Consider the following 17,613-nt stretch of genomic DNA (forward strand, 5'->3'; position numbering starts at 1 on the left):
CAACTCCGAGTCTAGGGGGACGTTGGCACTCACGCAACGCGAGTGCCAACCTGCCGCGGCATCGATCCGACCCCGCGCGTAGGCTGTCGTGGTGGATCACGCCGAGCTCTCCGCGTTGCTGACCCCCGAGGGACTCCGTCTGGTCGACACCCTCCGGATCTCCTCGACCGCGGATGCCGCATCGGCCGTGTCACGGCTGCGGCGCGAAGGCCTCTCCCCCGACCTCGTGTCGGCGGTCGTCGGTCAAGCCCGGCTGCGCGAGCGCGCGCGGGCGAAGTTCGGTCCGTTCGCCGACCGGATGCTGTTCACCCGCGCGGGTCTCGAGCAGGCCACGCGTCTCGCGGTCGCCGCACGCCACGCCGGCCGGTTCCGCGACGCCGGCATCGCGCGGGTCGCCGACCTCGGCTGCGGGATCGGCGGCGACGCACTCGGCTTCGCGGGCATCGGGCTCGAGGTCCTGGCCGTCGACGCCGACGAGATCACCGCCGCCCTGGCCGCCTACAACCTCGCCCCGTTCGGCTCGTCCGCCCGGGTGCGCCACGGCCGCGCCGAGGAGACCGATCTCGACGGTATCGATGCGGTCTGGCTCGATCCCGCCCGCCGCACCTCGGGCCACAGCGAGACGCGGCGCGTCGCGGCATCCGACTACACGCCGTCGCTCGACTGGGCCTTCGACCTCGCGCGGCGGATGCCGACCGGGATCAAGCTCGGGCCCGCGTTCGACCGCGACGACCTCCCGCCGGAAGGCGAGGCGCAGTGGATCAGCGCGGACGGCTCGACCATCGAGCTGGTGGTGTGGTCGGGCTCCCTCGCCCGCCCGGGCGTGCGCCGTTCGGCCCTCGTTCTGCGCGGCGACCGTGCCGCCGAGCTCACCGCGCCCGCCGACACCGCCGACGCCGACCCCCGCGACCTCGGCGCCTACCTGCACGAGCCCGACGGCGCCGTCATCCGTGCGCGACTGATCGGCGACGTGGCCCGCGCGCTCGAGGCCGGCATGCTCGCCGGTGGGACGGCGTACATGACATCCGACGCCGGACGCACCAGCCCGTTCGCCACGACGTTCCGCGTTCGTGACGTGCTGCCGCTCAAACCGCGTGAGATGGAGGCCGCCCTCCGACGCGCCGACATCGGCATCCTGGAGATCAAGAAGCGCGGCGTCGACATCGATCCGGCGCAGTTCCGCAAGAAGCTGCGCCTGTCGGGGAGCGCGTCGGCGACGCTGTTCCTCACGCGCATCGGTGATCGCCGCGTCGCCGTCCTCGCGGATCGCGTCGAGGACGAGCCCGGTGGCGCGAGTCAGCCCAGCAGCCCCGCCTGAGCCGCCGCCCACACGAGCCAGCCCGCGCTGTACAGGATCGACAGCGCCGCGAGGCCCAGCGCCCAGACGGCCACGGTGCGACTCTCCCACGGGTGGCGGAGGGCGAGCACGGCCATCACGACGGCGGCGATGCCGAGCGGGAACGCCCACCCGACGAACAGTGACAGCGCGAGCGCGACGATCCCCAGGGCCAGCGCCCACGCTCCCGACCGCGGGAGGATCTCGGGCGCCGGAGCCCACTCGACCCGCGGCTCGGGCACGACGGGCTCGGCCGGTCGCTCGGCCGCGGGGACGAACTGCAGCGGGGTCGGCTGCGTGAACTCGCGCTGGAACCCGCCACGGTGCTCCCCCGGAAGCGGCGCGGCCTCGGGCGCCGCAGCGACATCGCCCGTCGGCGCGTCCACCGCGGGGCGCCGACTGCGCAGCCGGTCGTCGCTCACCCGCGCACCTGGATCTCGGTCACCGGAAGCGTCGAGTCCGCGCCGAACGAGAGGGTGGAGGGCTCGGCACCCGAAGAGATGAGCTCGGCGGCGAGCGCCGCGATCATCGCCCCGTTGTCGGTGCACAGGCTCAGCGGCGGGATGCGCACCGCGACGCCGGCGGCTGCAGCGCGTTCGAGGGCGACCTCGCGCAGTCGCCGGTTGGCGATCACCCCGCCGCCGAGCAGCAGACGCGGGACGCCGTGCTGAGCGCACGCGTCGAGCGCCTTGGTGACGAGCACGTCGACGACCGCTTCACGGAAGGATGCCGCGACGTCGGCGACGGGCACGGCTTCGCCGGCGGCCTCGCGCTGCTCGACCCAGCGCGCCACGGCGGTCTTGAGCCCCGAGAAGGAGAAGTCGTATCGGTGCGCGGCCAGGTCGGAGGCGCGGGAGAGGCCGCGGGGGAACCGGATGGCGTCGGGGTCGCCGCTCGCGGCGGCGCGATCGATCTCGGGGCCGCCGGGATAGGGCAGGCCGAGGATGCGGGCGATCTTGTCGAACGCCTCGCCGGCGGCGTCGTCCATCGTCTCGCCGAGCATCTCGACGTCGGAGACGAGATCGCGCACGAGGAGGAGCGAGGTGTGTCCGCCGCTGACCAGGAGGGCGACGGTCGGGTACTCGACGTCGTCACCGGTCAGGATGTCGGCGGCGATGTGACCGACGAGGTGGTTGACCGCGTACAGCGGCTTCCCGAGCGAGACGGCCAGGGCCTTCGCGGCGCCGACGCCGACCATGAGCGCACCGGCCAGCCCGGGCCCGCTCGTCACGGCGACGGCGTCGAGGTCCTGCAGCGAGACGCCCGCCTCGGCCACGGCGGCCTCGATCGCCGGCTGGAGGGCCTCGAGGTGGGCGCGCGCGGCGACCTCGGGCACGACGCCGCCGTAGCGGGCGTGCTCTGCCATCGAGCTCGCGATCGTGTTCGACAGCAGGGTGCGTCCGCGCACGATCCCGATACCGGTCTCGTCGCAGCTGGTCTCGATGCCCAGGACGAGGGGCTCGGAACGGGTCGGGGTGGTCGTCATCGGTCGGTCCCTCCCTCACCGCGGAGGTTCAGTTGCATGATGATCGCATCGACGTCGTCGGGCTGGTAGTAGCGCGGGCGACGGGCGATCTCGACGAATCCCTCGGAGAGATAGAGCCCCTGCGCGACGGGGTTGTCGGCGCGGACCTCGAGGAACAGCTCCCGTGCCCCGCGGTCGCGGGCTTCGGCCATCAGCGCGCGGAGCAGGCCGCGGCCGCGGCCCGTCCCCCGGCAGGCGGGGTCGAGGGCGAGGGTCTGGATGTCGGCGTCGGCCGCGCCCGGCACGGCGCGGACTCCGCCGTACCCGACGACCCGGTCGTCCTCGACGTCGACGAGGTACCGGCCGTGCGGCGACGAGATCTCGGCGGACATGGCGGTGCGGCTCCATGCGTCGGTGGGGAACGACGCCTCCTCGAGCGCCATGATGGCGTCGAGGTCATCGGCGGTAGCCGTGCGCAGGCTCACGTGCCCACCTTCTTCGGCCCCGCGGGTACGGTCACATCCGGGGCCCGGAGATACAGGGGCTCAACGTCGGCGGCGTCGGCGCCCGCGGCGAGCCGCTCCCCGGCGACGCGAGCGAGGGCGGCGGCGCTGATCGCCGTCGTCTCGGGCAGCTCGGCCGCCGGGGTGCCGAAGAGATCGAGGGGCTCGGTCGACGCGCGCGTCACGAGGTGGGGATCGACGATGCGCACCGGTATCCCGTTCTCGACGCGGTACACCGAGACGGCGAGCTCCCGGCGACGCGCGTCGGTGACGATCGCGATCGGCTCGCCCTCGACGGGGGCCGCGCCGGCGGTGGCGAACGCGGGGTCGACGTGAGCGCGGGCGGCCGCGTCATGACTCGCCACGGGGACCACGGGGATGCCGCGTCCGAGGGCGAACGCCCGCGCGGCCGCGATCCCGACGCGCAGTCCCGTGAAGGGTCCCGGGCCCATGCCTGCGGCGACGGCCGTGATCTCGGCGGGTTCGACGCCCGCCTCGCCGAAGACTCGCACGAGCAGATCGCCGATGACCTCGGCGTGGCCGCGGGGGTCGGAGCTGACGGCCTCGGCCCGGACGCGCCCCGCAGGGTCGACGATCGCGACGGCCGTGCCGATCGAGGTGTCGATGCCCAGAATCACGTCACCCAGGGTAGCCCGGGCCGGGATGCCGCGCGCTCAGGGGCGTCGCGTGACGGTGACGATCCGCGGGGCGGCGTCGGCCATCTCCGCGGCCGCCGGACCGCTCGTGCCGCAGGCGTTGTCGAGGCCCGTGCCGCTCCAGCCGCGCTCGAGCTCGATCTCCCACCAGCTCTCGCGCAGCCCGTCGACCATGCCGTGCCCCCACTCCACGATGGTGACGCTGGCGTCGAGGTCGAGGTCGAGGTCCGACAGCTCGGCGGGCGACCCGAGGCGGTAGGCGTCGACATGGACCAGCGGCGGCCCGTCGACGAGCGAGGGGTGCGTGCGCGCGATGACGAACGTCGGGCTCTGGATGGGTCCGCGCACGCCGAGGCCGGCGCCGATCCCCCGGGTGAGCGTCGTCTTGCCGGCGCCCAGAGGCCCGGTCAGCACCACGAGATCGCCCGCGCGGAGCCGCGATCCGATCTCGCGCCCCCACGCCTCCATCTCATCGGCGGAGGTCACCTCGCGCTCGCCCAGGTATTCGTCGATTCCGCTCATCACCGGCCTCCCGTCATCTCGGACGATACCGCCGTGCGGTGCACGCGCGGGCCGATCCGCGTGACGATCTCGTAGTCGATCGTGTCGGCGGCGTCGCCCCATTCGGCCGCCGCGGGGAACCCCAGCGTGGGGTCGCCGAAGAGAACGACCTCGTCGCCGATCGCGACGTCGGCGTCTCCGACGTCGACGACGAACTGATCCATCGCGATCCGCCCCGACACGGTGAACCGCCGGCCGCCGATCACCACCGGTCCGCGGCCGGAGGCCTGTCGCGGCACGCCGTCGGCATAGCCGAGGGGTACGAGGGCGAGCGTCGTCTCGCTCGCGGTGCGATGGGTGTACCCGTACGAGACGCCCTGGCCCGCGGGCACGCGGCGCACGGCGGCGACCGCGGTGCGCAGGGTCATCGCGGGCTGGAGCCCGAGGTCGGCGGAGGACCGATCCGGAAGCGGCGAGAGGCCGTAGATTGCCAGCCCCAGGCGCACGCAGTCGAGCCTCGCTTCCGGGAGCGCGATCGCGGCGTTCGACGCGGCGATGTGGCGCAGCGGCGGGTGCACGCCGGCCGCCGCCGCCTCGGCGAGAGCGTCGTGGAATCGGGCGAGCGCAGCCCGGTCTTCGTCGATGCTCGTGTTCGACAGGTGGCTGAACACGCCGATGACCCGCAGCTGTCCGATGCGCTCGAGACGGGCCGCCTCCGCGCAGACGCGCTGCCACTCGCGGGGCTCGACACCGTTGCGCCCGAGGCCGGTCTCGACCTTCAGATGGACTCCGACCGGCTGACCGGGGGATGCCGCGGCCGCGGCGGCCTGCAGCTGAACAAGGCTCGAGATCCCGAGCTCGATGCGGTGCTCCGCGGCCTCGCGGAAGTCGGTCTGGGGGCCGTGCAGCCAGGCCACGAGGGGCGCAGTGATCCCGGCCCGGCGCAGCGCGACGGCCTCGGCGATGTCGGCGACGCCGAGGCGCGAGGCTCCCCCCGACAGGGCCGCCGTCGCGGCGCGCACCGCGCCGTGGCCGTAGCCGTCGGCTTTGACGACGGCGATGACCTCGGTCTGGACGAGGCGCCGGAGATGACGGACGTTGTGCTCGATCGCCTCGACGTCGATGAGCGCTTCGCGAAGCGGCCGCGGGGTCATGATGCCGCCTCGGCGATCACGTAGGCGGTCGCGAGGTTCGCATCGTGCGAGAGCGACAGGTGGAGGGCGATGACGCCGCGCGCGGCGACGGTCGCCGCCGTCTCGCCGGTGAGCGCGAACACCGGGCGCCCCGACGTCTCCGATGCCACCTCGATGTCGACCCAGTGCACGCCCTCGGAACCGCCCAGGGCCTTGATGAGGGCCTCCTTGGCGGCGTAGCGAGCGGCCAGCGAGCGCGGTTTGAGCGCGCGCTCGCTCGGCGAGAAGAGTCGGTCGAGCAGGCGGGGCGTGCGCTCGAGGGAGCGCTCGAAGCGCGGCACGTCGACCAGGTCGACGCCGATGCCGACGATCACGGCATCCTCTTCCGCCCGGACCGGCTCACTCGACCGTGACCGACTTGGCGAGGTTGCGCGGCTGGTCGACGTCGAGGCCCTTGGCGGTCGCCAGGCCCATAGCGAAGATGTGCAGCGGCACGACGGCCAGCAGCGGCTCGAACAGCGGCTCGGCGAGCGGGATGCGCAGCACCTCGTCGGCGAACGGGAGCACCGCGGCATCCCCCTCTTCGGCCACCGCAATGATGCGGGCACCGCGGGCGCGGATCTCCTGGATATTGGAGACGACCTTGGCGTGCAGCAGGGGCGAGCTCGTCGGCGAAGGCACCATGACGAACACCGGCTGGCCGGGCTCGATGAGGGCGATCGGACCGTGCTTGAGCTCGCCGGCGGCGAAGCCCTCGGCGTGGATGTAGGAGATCTCCTTGAGCTTGAGCGCGCCCTCGAGCGCGATCGGGTAGCCGACGTGGCGGCCGAGGAAGATCACCGAACGCGTGTCGGCCATCCAGTGCGCGAACTGCTCGATGTGCTCCTGCTCGCCGGCCAGCACGCGCGCGATCTTCTCGGGAACGGCCTCGAGCTCAGCCACCTGCTCGGCGATCGCCTCGTCGGTCAGGGCGCCGCGCACGCGGCCGACGTGCAGAGCCAGCAGGTAGAGCGCCGTGATCTGCGCGACGAAGGCCTTGGTCGACGCGACGGCGACCTCAGGACCGGCGTGGGTGTAGACGATCGCGTCGGACTCGCGCGGGATCGTGGCTCCCTGCGTGTTGCAGATCGAGAGAGTCTTCGCGCCCGCCTCGCGGGCGTACTTGACGGCCATGAGGGTGTCCATCGTCTCGCCCGACTGGCTGATCGACACCACGAGGGTGCGGGGTCCGATGACCGGGTCGCGGTAGCGGAACTCGTGGGCCAGCTCGACGTCGACGGGCACGCGGGCCCACTGCTCGAGCGCGTACTTGCCGACCATGCCGGCGTAGGCGGCCGTGCCGCACGCGATGACGATGATGCGGTCGATACCGGTGAACAGTTCGTCGAGACCGTCGAGCTCGGGGATCTGGACGAAGCCGTCGTGGACGCGACCGCGAATCGTGTTGGCGACGGCCTCGGGCTCCTCCGAGACCTCCTTCGCCATGAACGACGACCAGCCGCCCTTATCGGCGGCCGCGGCATCCCACACGACTTCGAAGGGCTCGACGTCGACGGCGTCGCCGGAGAAGTCGGTGACCGTGACCTCCTGCGGGGTGATCGCGACGATCTCGTCCTGACCGATGGCGAGGGCGTGCCGGGTGTGCTCGACGAAGGCAGCGACGTCGGAGCCGAGGAAGTTCTCGCCGTCGCCGAGGCCGATCACCAGCGGCGAGTTGCGCCGGGCGCCCACGACGAGCCCGGGCTGGTCGCGGTGCAGGGCGAGGAGGGTGAAGGCCCCCTCGAGGCGCGACACCGTCGCGCGGAACGCCTCGACGAGATCGCCGGATGCCTGGTACTCGCGCCCCAGCAGCACGGCGGCGACCTCGGTGTCGGTCTCGCTGCGGAAGGTGTATCCCTCGGCGACGAGCTCGGACTTCAGCTCGGCGAAGTTCTCGATGATGCCGTTGTGGATGACGGCGAGCTTGTCGTCGTCGGCCAGGTGCGGGTGCGCGTTGGCATCGGTGGGACCGCCGTGGGTCGCCCACCGGGTGTGGCCGATGCCGGTCGTTCCGTCGGCGAGGGGATGAGCGGCGAGATCGTCGCGCAGCACCTGGAGCTTGCCGGCGCGCTTGCGCGTGCCGAGACCGCCCTCGCCGTCGATGACGGCGATGCCGGCAGAGTCGTAACCGCGGTACTCCAGGCGGGCGAGACCGGAGATGAGGATGTCCTGCGAGGGACGGGGGCCGACGTAGCCGATGATTCCGCACATGGGCTCCATCCTAGATCGGCAGCCCGGGTGCGTTCGTGTCAGGCCGGCGCGGGGCCGCGCAGCGCGGCCAGCACGGCGTCGACGACCTCGAGGTTCGAGAAGATCGCGTCGTGTCCGCACGCCCCGCCGAAGGGCGGCGCGGCGACCTGGCCCGACAGCACCATGCCGATCCCCGCGGTGCCGGGCGGCAGGTCCGTGCGGCACGTGATGACGGTGGTCTCGCTCGCGCCGGCGAGCGCGGAGTCCTCGGCCACGAGCCCGTCGCCGAGGCGGGCCTCTGCGATCCTGCCCGTCGGCAGCGGCATCGTGACGACGGCCGATCCGGCGATCGCGTGCACGTGCAGGCCCGCGGGCCAGTCGGGCAGGCCGGCGATGTCGGCAGACCCGGCGCGCAGCGCGATGCCGGCGGGCCCCAGGGCCGCGATCCCCGTCCGGATGATGGGCGGCAGGTCGCACCCGCCGCGGGCGTCGGTGGCGAGCTGGTTGTTGCAGACGGCGCCGATCCAGGGCAGCACGAGGTTCTGCAGCACCGGCACCGTCGACATCGTGGCGCGGATCGCCGCGGCGATGTCGACCGCGACGTTTGCGATGTCTGACCCCTGCGAGGGAGCGGCGACGGTGACGACCTCGCCGATGAGGGCGGCGATCCCGGGGTCGTCTCGCAGCGCGTAGCGCAGCGCGAGCCCGCCCATCGAGTGCGTCACGATGTCGACCGGACCGTGGACGCTGTCGGCGATCGACCGGATGGCGGCGGCGAGGTTGTCGGCCGACCCGTTCGAGCCCACCCATCCCGCCGAGTTCGCGGAGTAGTCGAAGGCGTACACCGCGACGCCGGGCTGGGCCTCGAGCCGCTCCTGCAGCGACGCCGTCATCCCGCGTGCCACGGGGGCGCCCGAACCGTCCCGCCACTGCACGGGACGCGAGAACGGCGATCGCGCGTAGGAACGCTGTCCGTCCGAGGCCGGGAGCACCGTGCTGAGCCAGCCGTGCACCAGCAGCACCGCCCGCGAGTCCTGCTCGCTCTCCTGGCTGAACCGCACGACGCGATCGCCGAGCGCGGCCGCGACTCCCGACCCGGCCGGCGCGAACGCCGACGACGCCGCCGCGGGGGCGAGCGTGGCCGTGGCGGCGAGCATGACGACCGTGCTCAACGCCACGAACGGACGCCACCGGGAGCGCCGCCGCCGCACTCGCGAGCGCGCGCGTATCACAGCGCGCACGAGCGCGCGTGAACGCCGCCCCAGTTCCATGGATTCATACCTAGCAGGTTGCGGCGACTCGTGCGTGCGGGAACACCGGGAGCCACCTTGCGATGAAAATGACGAGGGCCCTCTCGAGTCAGCCATTTGGGGACTGATTTACTCGAGAGGGCCCCGCTACACCTACGGGCTCTCGGTCGGGCCGTTGGGGACGGCGGGCGACCGAATCACCGCTTGGGGAACGGTTCGAGCGCTGCGCAGGCGAATGAAGCCTAGCGGATCCGCGTGAAGAGAACGCCGATCTGCGTCAGCATCTTTGTCCCCCTATTGGCGGACACGACCATCGGCTGTACGATCAACCACGGCGCGCAGGCTCCCTGCTTTTGGGGGGTATGGGAGTCACGATGGGCGTCGAACTCACGGTGTCGATGGGGATCTGTGCATTGTGAGGGCGTTGTGCAGTGCGCATCCGCGCACGCGCACTGCACAACGCGCGCCGCCGTAGAGAAGATGCCTCGGAGATTGACGCTTCCGGGGAGCAGGACACTCTGACATACTGAGCGCAGCCCGCGGCAGAGCCCGGGCACAACGCAGGGAAGAAGACTCGCCGGGATGGGACCCGGCGTGCTGGACCCGGCGGTATTGGGGACGAGAGATGGACGTGGGTCCGCTCTCGTGGGGACTTGGGGGATGACCATGACGAGGCGATTCCACGCGCTCGCACGGCTGCTGGGGGGCAGCCGACGCGACGGCGTCGACCGTGACGGCCCGACCTCATCCCGTCGGCGGCTGCCGGCCCACCGATACACGCCGTTCGGATGTGGCGGCTCACGCTCGATCACCGCGACCCGGGCCCCGGCCACGCCGGCTCGTCCGATCGGACCGCGCGGTTGCGGGTCGCACCCCTCCCCCTGAGTGGGGGCCGTCCACACCCAGGCGTGCCCGTCGTCCTCACGGATGGCGGGCACGCCGCTCTTCTCACGGGCGAATCAGACCTTGCGCAGGAGCACCCGCTCGACAGCGTGCGACGCCCCCTTGTGGAGGATCAGGGTCGCGCGGTGCTTCGTCGGCAGGACGTTCTCGACGAGGTTCGGGAGGTTGATGTCGTTCCAGAAGCCGCGAGCCATCTCGGCCGCCTCGTCGTCGTCGAGATCGGCGAAGGTGTTGAAGTACGACGAGGGATTGTTGAACGCCCCGGCCTTCAGCGCCATGAAGCGGTCGACGTACCACTGGCTGATGTGCTCGGCATCCGCGTCGACGTAGATGGAGAAGTCGAACATGTCGCTGACGGCCACCTCGTGCGGCGCAGGCGGGGGCGCCAGCACGTTGAGCCCCTCGACGATCACGACGTCGGGGCGGCGGACGGTGATCTGCGCATCGGGGACGATGTCGTACCGCATGTGCGAGTAGAACGGCGCGTGCACCTCGGGTGCACCCGACTTGACCTCGGTCAGGAACTCGATCAGCGCGCGACGGTCGTAGCTCTCGGGGAATCCCTTGCGCGCCATGAGACCTCGGCGCTCGAGCTCGACGTTGGGGTAGAGGAAACCGTCGGTCGTGACGAGCTCGACGCGCGGTGTGCCCGGCCAGCGGCTCATGAGCTCGCGGAGCAGACGCGCCACGGTCGACTTGCCGACCGCGACGGAACCGGCCACGCCGACGACGAAGGGCGTCGTGCTGTCCTCCTCGCCGAGGAACGCATCGGTGTCGGCACCGAGACGCCGAGTCGCGCTGGCGTAGAGCGACAGCAACCGGCTGAGGGGGAGGTAGACCTGCGAGACCTCGCCGAGATCCATGCGGTCGCCGAGACCGCGGAGCTGGACGATCTCGGTCTCGGTCAGCGGCTGAGCGACGCCCGCCGCGAGACGGGACCAGTCCGCGCGGTCGATCTCGCGGTACAGCGCGGGGGCGAGCGGCGCCAGCGCCTGCACATCTTCAGGGGACATCGCGCTCATCGTAGTCCCCGTGCGCCGCCCCGCCGGCGCACCCGGCCTGCCACTACTGTGAACTCGTGCGTCTGGGAGTCCTCGACATCGGTTCGAACACCGTCCACCTGCTCGTCGCCGATGTCCGCCCCGGTGGGCGCCCGCTGGCCCGGACGAGCAAACGGACGGTGCTGCGGCTCATGCGCTACCTCGAGCCCGACGGATCGATCAGCGACGAGGGGGTCCGGGCGCTGGTCGCGGCCGTGACCGAGGCTGTCGCGGTGTCGCGCACCGAGAACGTCGCCGAGCTTCTGGCGACCGCCACGAGCGCCGTGCGCGACGCGACGAACGGACCGCAGGTGATCACGGCGATCGAAGCGGCGCTGGGACAGGACCTCCAGGTCCTCGGCGGAGAGTCCGAGGCCCGCTTCACCTTCCTCGCGGTGCGTCGCTGGTTCGGCTGGTCGGCGGGCGAGATCCTGCTGTTCGACATCGGCGGCGGCTCGCTCGAGATCGCCGCCGGCAGCGACGAGCTGCCCGACACCGCCGCCTCCGTGCCGCTCGGAGCAGGCCGCATGACGGTGCAGTTCCTGCCCGCCGATCCTCCGGGCGAGGGAGCCGTGGAGCTCCTGCGCGAGCACGCGAGGGCGACGCTGGCACCCGTGGTCACCGCGATGTCGGCCGGGCGCCGCCCGGATCACGTCGTCGGGTCGTCCAAGACGATCCGCTCCCTCGCGAAGCTCGCGGGATACCCGGTGCCGGGCTGGTCGGGGATCGAGCGGATGACACTGCCCCGCGCGGCGCTCGGCTCGTGGATCCCGCGACTCGCCCGTATCCCGGCATCCGCACGGCAGGAGCTCCCCGGCATCACGGCCGATCGCACCTTCCAGATCGTCGCGGGGGCCGTCGTGCTGCACGAGGCGATGCGAGCGTTCGACGTCGACGAGCTCGAGGTCTCACCCTGGGCCCTGCGCGAGGGTGTACTCCTGCGCTACATCGAGTCGTTGTCGTGGAGCGCCCCGCGGACGTGACCTGCTGCCACGAGTGACGGTGCACGGGTCGGAACAGTGGCTTCGAGGACCACCTCACGCCCGAGCTGGAACACACGGGCCGACGGACCGAGCCCGGCGACACCGAGGCCGGGGGTTCTCTCGTCGACGCGCAGGCGTCCGGGTGCCCGCACACGCACGGACAGGGTTGATCCGCTCTCGTCGGACTGCACCTCGATGGCGGCGGATCTCGCCGCGGCGTGCTTGACCGCGTTGACGAGCCCCTCGGCGACGACCGCGACGACACGCGTGGACACGAGGTCGTCAGTCATGGCGTTCCTCGCCGCGGGGTCGACATCCGACGAGACGGACAGCACCGGGGCCCAGATCGCCACCGTCTCGGACAGGCCGGCCGGGCGGGCCGGCACCCACGGGCCGGCACCGGCCGCCTCGGACAGCCCGTCTCCGATCGATTTTTCGAAGGCGATGAGGTCCGCCCCTGTCGCGAGATCGTCGTCGACCCGGGCCGCGAGCATGACGCAGCTGCTCTGAATGCGGCCGTGCAGCAGGTCCGAAGCACGCAGCAGCTCCTGCCGGGTGCTCGATGCCTGGTCCGCTGCCGAGCGGACCACTGCTCTGAGCGCACGCCCCAGGCGGCGCGACTCGACTCGCCCGCGATGAACGGCCTCAGCGCAGAGCGCCGCGACGACGGCGACGCCGGGGAGAGCGATGACGGGGATCAGCGGAACCAGTGTGCGCGCACCCACCAGAGCGAGCGCCGCGCCGGCGACCACGACGCCGGCGCCCGTCCAGACCGCGACGAGCCGAAGACCTCGGGCGTGGGCCGCGCGACGGCGCGACACGCGACGACTGACGTGGTCGGCCGCGAGACAGAGAAGCACGACGCCCGCCACGACGACGGCGGCGAGCTCTGGCCCGGCGGAACGAAGAGCGAACGGCGCACTCCCCGCGGCGAAGATCACCCCGACGAGGCCGACCGCAGGTGGTCTGAGCCGTTCGAAGAATGTCCGCGCGCCTCGGGGCGTCGGGGCATCCGCGAGGTCAGGCGCGACCTCGGCGAGATCGATGCCGGCACGGGCCCGCGCACTGTGACTGGCGGAGCGGACGGTGTCGGAGAACTCGCGCACGCGGTCGAAGTCGACCTCCGAAGCCAGCAGAGCCGACAGCGCCGTTCGGAGGACGGTGACCTCAGCCGCCAGGAACGCGCGGCTCTCCCGCTCGTATCGGCTCGCGCGGCGCTGCTCATCGCTGACCGTCCGCAGCGCGTCGAGCAGACGCGCTCGAGCTATCCCAGAGCTGACGTAGAGCTGCTCGGTGACGGCGACCAGCGACAGGATGCTGATCCAGACGACGATGTTCGTGACGATCCGCTCACCCCACGCAGGGTCGGTACCGAGGCCGAAGGCTCCGACCGCTACGACGTCGTTGAGGAAGGGGCGGCTCGCAGCTGCGACGAGGACTGCGGTGAGCACCAATGCCCCGCGCACCGTGGGTGACGGGATGCGTCTCTCCAGGAACGCGATCGGAAGCAGCGCGATGCTGAGTGCCACGGCGACCAGAGCCGCCGCGAGCTGCGCGGCGAGGGCCTCCGAGGGCGTGTCGACCGTCGCGTAGGGTGCGAGCACGACGGTCGCCGTGGGGACAGCGACGAGTGCGCTCCACACCGAGAAGAAGCGCCCGCCCGACACGGCGTCCCACCAGATCACGACGCCCGGACGAACCCGCGCACGGCGTCGCGATTGTCGTCCCCAGCCCACACCCGCCCCCTCGAACCCGACGGGTCGATCCTTCGCTGGCGGACATACTAGCGAACCGCGATGACGACGACTCACGCTGCCGCGGCAGGACGTGCCGTCAGGCGGTCGCGGCCCGCCCGCGGTCGGCGGCTGCCGAGAGCGCCCGCCGGAGCTGCGTGCTCGACGTGTGCGCGGTGTACGGGAAATAGACGACCTCGACGCCGACGTCAGCGAAGCGCTTCTCGAGCGCGCGCCCCTTCTCGGTGTCTCGCCAGTCGTCGCCCTTGAAGAAATGCGTGAAGCCGACCTCTCGCCACGCGTCGAGCTTGTCGGGAACACGCTCGATGTGCACGTCGTCGACGAAGTCGATGTGGCGCACGATCTCGGCGCGCTCTTCCGTGGGGATGAACGACGAGATGCCCTTGGTGCGCAGGAGCATCTCGTCGCTCACCACCCCGGCGATGAGGATGTCGCAGTGCTCGCGAGCACGCCGAAGGATCTGCAGATGACCGATGTGAAACACATCGAACGCCCCCGCGGCGTACCCGATTCGCTGTGTCATGGCGCCCCCAAAACGCTCGTGACCCGCCCATTGGTCCCACCCGCCGAGCGCATTCCCCAATACCGACATGATGCCGGTGCGAGTGACAGTACACCGATCCGGGGCGTCAGCGGAAGTCGGCGTGTCGCGCGGCGGCCCCAGGACTTCCGTCAGGCTCGGAGATGGTGTAGAAATCGAGGGCGGGCCGTGTGGGAACGGCCACGGAGAAATCCGACGCACTCGGTCTCGAGCCTGGGAACTCGTGACCGTTCCGAGCGATCTCGTCGCGATGTTCCATTGGGGGGAGCACATCATGCGCGTCAATCATGTCGTCGGGCGCATCAGAGCACACGTCATCGGATCGATTCGATGACCGCCGTCGAGGACCGCGCCGGCCTGGGCTCAGGAGAGTCACGGGACCCCGCGGTCTCGCCGCGGCGCCTGCCATCGCTCGAGCTGCGGACGCAGCGCGAACGGCGATATGCGCGTCGCCTGCGCGTGACGGACACCCTCGTCGCCGGTGCCGCCGTGTCGGCGGCGGGCGCCGCATCGGTGCGCCTGGGCGAGACACCGTCGGTCGCGGCCCCGATCGCGATGGCGACCCTGATCGTATGGCTCGCCGGGCTCACCCTTTTCGGATCTCGAGAGCCGCGCGTCATGGGTGCCGGTTCGAGCGAGTACAAGCGGGTGGCGAACGCGACGGGCGTCGCCTTCGGAATCCTCGCGGTCGGGTTCGAGGTCGCGCAGTGGGACGGTCTGCGCATGCAGATGGTCGTCGCACTGCCCATCGGCCTGCTCGCGCTGCTCGTGGCGCGCTGGCGCTGGCGCTCGTGGCTGCGGATGCGCCGGCGTCTGGGGGAATACGCGTCGCCGACGCTCATCGCGGGAAAGCGCCGCGACGTCGATTACGTCACGCGTCAGCTCGCCCTCGCGGACAACGGCTACTCCGTCATCGCGCTGGCGCTGACCGACGAGGTGGTCGCCGATGACCCCGGTCGGGTGTTCCGTGCCCGCACCGCCGATGACATCGCCCGAGTCGCCCGTGACGTCGGCGCCGACACCCTCGTCATCGCGAGCGTTCCCGACGACGACCCGGACTTCACGCGCTCGCTGGCCTGGCAGCTGGAGGGAACCGCGGCCGAGCTCATCGTGTCGAGCCGGCTCGCCGACGTCGCCGGCCCCCGCATCAGCCTCAGCCCGATCGAGGGCCTGCCGCTCATCCATGTGAAGATCCCGGTCTTCGAGGGCGCCGCCCACACGCTGAAGCGGCTCCTCGACCTCGTCGTGAGCGCCGTCGCGTGCACCGTCGTGGCGCTGATGACCCCGGCGATCGCGTTGGCCATCAAGGTCGACTCCCCCGGCCCGGTGTTCTTCCGTCAGCGCCGCGTCGGCCGTGACGGGCGGGAGTTCACGATGCTGAAGTTCCGTTCGATGACCGACACCGCGGAGCAGGAGCTCGCCGAGCTGCTGCCGGCGAACGACGGCGCGGGACCGCTGTTCAAGCTCCGCGCCGACCCGCGTGTGACGCGCGTCGGCCGATTCCTGCGCCGCTACTCGCTCGACGAGCTGCCCCAGTTCTTCAACGTCCTCCGCGGGGACATGAGCATCTCGGGTCCGCGTCCGCCACTGCCGTCCGAGGTCCGCAACTACGAGGGCCGGGTGTTCCGCCGGCTCTACATCAAGCCCGGCATCACGGGCCTGTGGCAGGTGAGCGGACGCAGCGACCTGTCATGGGAGGACAGCGTCGCCTTGGATCTCCGCTACGTCGAGAACTGGTCCGTGACCCTCGACCTCATGATCATGTGGCGCACCGTCAAGGTGATGCTCCGACCCGTGGGAGCGTACTGATGAGCCCGAGACCCGAGCCGGTGCCGGCATCCGTCCTCTTCGTGGGCATCAATTACAGCCCGGAGCCGACAGGTGTCAGTCCGTACACGACAGGGATGGCCGAAGGGCTGGCCCGCGAAGGCTGGGACGTCCGCGTCCTCACGTCGTACCCGCACTATCCATGGTGGCGCGTGCCGGAGGAGTTCCGGGACCTGCCGGCACGGTCGGCAGCGGCGGGGGTGGACATCCGGCGGCTGCGCCACTACGTGCCGCGGGTGCCCAGCACGATCAAGCGAGCCCTGTTCGAGATATCGTTCGGGCTGCGCGCCGTGACGTGTCGATGGGACAGTCCCGCCGCCGTCGTCGTCGTCTCACCGGCGCTGCTGGCCTCTCGCCTGGTGGCTCTGCGCGCGCGGGTGCATCGCATCCCGGTCGTCACCTGGGTGCAGGACATCTACGCGCTCGGTGTGCAGGAGGCGGGGTCGGGGACCGGCGCCGGAGCCATCGGGGCGATCGAGGCGAGCCTGTTCGCGGCCTCGGAGCGGGTCGTCGTCATCCATCGCCGGTTCCGCACCGCCCTCGAGGACAGGCTGGGCGTCACGCGTCCGGTCGACGTCGTGCGCAACTGGTCGCACGTGCCCGAGCCGGAGGCGAGCGACACCGCCGCGACGCGTCGTCGAATCGGCTGGGCCGATGACGACGTCATCGTCCTGCACACCGGCGCGATCGGGGCGAAGCAAGGACTGGAGAACGTTGTCGATGCCGCCGTCGTCGCCCGGGAGCGCGGGTCGCGCGTGCGCTTCGTGCTCGTCGGGGACGGCGGCCAGCGCGCCGCGCTCGAGCAGCGCACAGGCGCCGACGCCGTCTCGTTCGTCGACCCGCTTCCCGAGTCGGAGTTCCTCGACGTCCTCGCAGCCGCAGACATCCTGCTCGTCAACGAACGGCCGGGCCTGACGGAGATGTCGGTGCCGAGCAAGCTCACCTCGTACTTCGCGGTCGGGAAGCCGGTGCTGGCCGCCGTGGACGAGACCAGCACCACCTATGCCGAGATGGACGCCGCCGGCGCCGGCCCGATCGTGCCGCCCGCGGACCCCGATGCTCTCGTCACTGCGGCCGAAGCGCTCGCGGCCGCCCCGGAGCGGGCGGCGCGCTTCGGCGCGGAGGCGCAGAGCTACCGGCGGCGGCGGCTGACGGAGGAAGCCGCGGTCGCAGCGTTCGAGCGGACACTCTTCACGGCGATCGATGGGGCGGGGCGCACCGCGACTGCAGGAGCCACCCGCGGCAGCCGTCGGGCGGAAGCCGCGGCGGCCCGGACGGCGCACCGTGCGCCACGGTGAGCGACCGACGACGTTCTCTCACCACGAAGCGGGGGCTGCGGCTGCAGTCCCCGCTTCGGTGTTACCGGACGCGTCGGACGGACCCTCCCCGCGTCGGGCGGCCCTATAAAGAGGTGTGTCCGCGGGACACGTCGGAGGCCCGGTCGACGTTCGGGTCGTCGGCCGGGCCTCCGGGTGCGACGCGAGCGCCGCCC

General features: G+C 71.7%; 16 protein-coding genes. 4 read left to right on the plus strand and 12 right to left on the minus strand.

Features of this window, described 5'->3' with window-relative positions; translation table 11 throughout:
- The first annotated feature begins 91 nt into the window (after positions 1-91).
- Entirely contained in the window at positions 92-1,318 is a 1,227-nt protein-coding gene (locus tag CBF90_RS15060; RefSeq protein WP_088380987.1) for a class I SAM-dependent methyltransferase, read from the plus strand.
- Here the strand turns inward: CBF90_RS15060 and CBF90_RS15065 are convergent.
- The 10 genes from CBF90_RS15065 to coaA all read right to left on the minus strand — a co-directional run bounded on the left by CBF90_RS15065 (position 1,297) and on the right by coaA (position 10,998).
- Positions 1,297-1,758 carry a hypothetical protein gene (locus tag CBF90_RS15065; RefSeq protein WP_064955361.1) on the minus strand — a complete coding sequence of 154 codons (462 nt, stop codon included), beginning with the start codon at positions 1,756-1,758 and terminating at the stop codon, positions 1,297-1,299. The two genes, CBF90_RS15060 and CBF90_RS15065, sit on opposite strands and share 22 nt — an antisense overlap.
- Positions 1,755-2,822 (minus strand): tRNA (adenosine(37)-N6)-threonylcarbamoyltransferase complex transferase subunit TsaD, encoded by a 1,068-nt coding sequence (gene tsaD, locus CBF90_RS15070; RefSeq protein WP_064955362.1) that lies wholly within the window; start codon positions 2,820-2,822, stop codon positions 1,755-1,757. The genes CBF90_RS15065 and tsaD overlap by 4 nt, the downstream gene beginning before the upstream one ends.
- Entirely contained in the window at positions 2,819-3,286 is a 468-nt protein-coding gene (gene rimI / locus CBF90_RS15075) for a ribosomal protein S18-alanine N-acetyltransferase (protein ID WP_023954382.1), read from the minus strand. The genes tsaD and rimI overlap by 4 nt, the downstream gene beginning before the upstream one ends.
- Positions 3,283-3,942, minus strand: a complete 660-nt coding sequence (gene tsaB / locus CBF90_RS15080; RefSeq protein ID WP_023954380.1) for a tRNA (adenosine(37)-N6)-threonylcarbamoyltransferase complex dimerization subunit type 1 TsaB — start codon at positions 3,940-3,942, stop codon at positions 3,283-3,285. The genes rimI and tsaB overlap by 4 nt, the downstream gene beginning before the upstream one ends.
- Positions 3,943-3,978: 36 nt before the next feature.
- On the minus strand, positions 3,979-4,482 hold the full coding sequence (tsaE, locus tag CBF90_RS15085) for a tRNA (adenosine(37)-N6)-threonylcarbamoyltransferase complex ATPase subunit type 1 TsaE (protein ID WP_023954378.1): 504 nt from the start codon (positions 4,480-4,482) through the stop codon (positions 3,979-3,981).
- Entirely contained in the window at positions 4,482-5,615 is a 1,134-nt protein-coding gene (gene alr, locus CBF90_RS15090) for an alanine racemase (protein ID WP_088380988.1), read from the minus strand. The genes tsaE and alr overlap by 1 nt, the downstream gene beginning before the upstream one ends.
- Positions 5,612-5,968: a holo-ACP synthase gene (locus tag CBF90_RS15095; RefSeq protein WP_064955366.1), complete on the minus strand. Its 357-nt coding sequence runs from the start codon at positions 5,966-5,968 to the stop codon at positions 5,612-5,614. Before CBF90_RS15095 ends, alr begins: the two co-directional genes overlap by 4 nt.
- Positions 5,969-5,993: 25 nt before the next feature.
- Positions 5,994-7,844, minus strand: a complete 1,851-nt coding sequence (gene glmS / locus CBF90_RS15100) for a glutamine--fructose-6-phosphate transaminase (isomerizing) (RefSeq protein WP_023954372.1) — start codon at positions 7,842-7,844, stop codon at positions 5,994-5,996.
- Between the two features lie 38 nt (positions 7,845-7,882).
- Positions 7,883-9,001, minus strand: coding sequence for a triacylglycerol lipase (locus CBF90_RS15105; protein WP_141097181.1), 1,119 nt, complete (start codon positions 8,999-9,001; stop codon positions 7,883-7,885).
- A gap of 1,031 nt (positions 9,002-10,032) precedes the next feature.
- Entirely contained in the window at positions 10,033-10,998 is a 966-nt protein-coding gene (gene coaA, locus CBF90_RS15110) for a type I pantothenate kinase (RefSeq protein WP_172407868.1), read from the minus strand.
- A 56-nt stretch (positions 10,999-11,054) separates the two neighbouring features.
- On the opposite strand from coaA, the gene CBF90_RS15115 reads away from it, so the two are divergent.
- On the plus strand, positions 11,055-11,999 hold the full coding sequence (locus CBF90_RS15115; protein ID WP_088380989.1) for a Ppx/GppA phosphatase family protein: 945 nt from the start codon (positions 11,055-11,057) through the stop codon (positions 11,997-11,999).
- On the opposite strand, the gene CBF90_RS15120 is transcribed toward CBF90_RS15115, so the two are convergent.
- Positions 11,960-13,735: a hypothetical protein gene (locus tag CBF90_RS15120; protein ID WP_141097182.1), complete on the minus strand. Its 1,776-nt coding sequence runs from the start codon at positions 13,733-13,735 to the stop codon at positions 11,960-11,962. The genes CBF90_RS15115 and CBF90_RS15120 overlap by 40 nt on opposite strands.
- A gap of 97 nt (positions 13,736-13,832) precedes the next feature.
- Positions 13,833-14,276: an adenylyltransferase/cytidyltransferase family protein gene (locus CBF90_RS15125; RefSeq protein WP_036304797.1), complete on the minus strand. Its 444-nt coding sequence runs from the start codon at positions 14,274-14,276 to the stop codon at positions 13,833-13,835.
- Between the two features lie 348 nt (positions 14,277-14,624).
- On the opposite strand from CBF90_RS15125, the gene CBF90_RS15130 reads away from it, so the two are divergent.
- Together CBF90_RS15130 and CBF90_RS15135 are read left to right on the plus strand one after the other, a co-directional pair.
- Positions 14,625-16,103, plus strand: coding sequence for a sugar transferase (locus CBF90_RS15130; RefSeq protein WP_088380991.1), 1,479 nt, complete (start codon positions 14,625-14,627; stop codon positions 16,101-16,103).
- Positions 16,103-17,419 carry a glycosyltransferase gene (locus CBF90_RS15135; protein WP_088380992.1) on the plus strand — a complete coding sequence of 439 codons (1,317 nt, stop codon included), beginning with the start codon at positions 16,103-16,105 and terminating at the stop codon, positions 17,417-17,419. The genes CBF90_RS15130 and CBF90_RS15135 overlap by 1 nt, the downstream gene beginning before the upstream one ends.
- Positions 17,420-17,613: the final 194 nt, after the last annotated feature.

The organism is Microbacterium sp. AISO3 (assembly GCF_002204305.1).
Lineage (GTDB): Bacteria > Actinomycetota > Actinomycetes > Actinomycetales > Microbacteriaceae > Microbacterium > Microbacterium arborescens.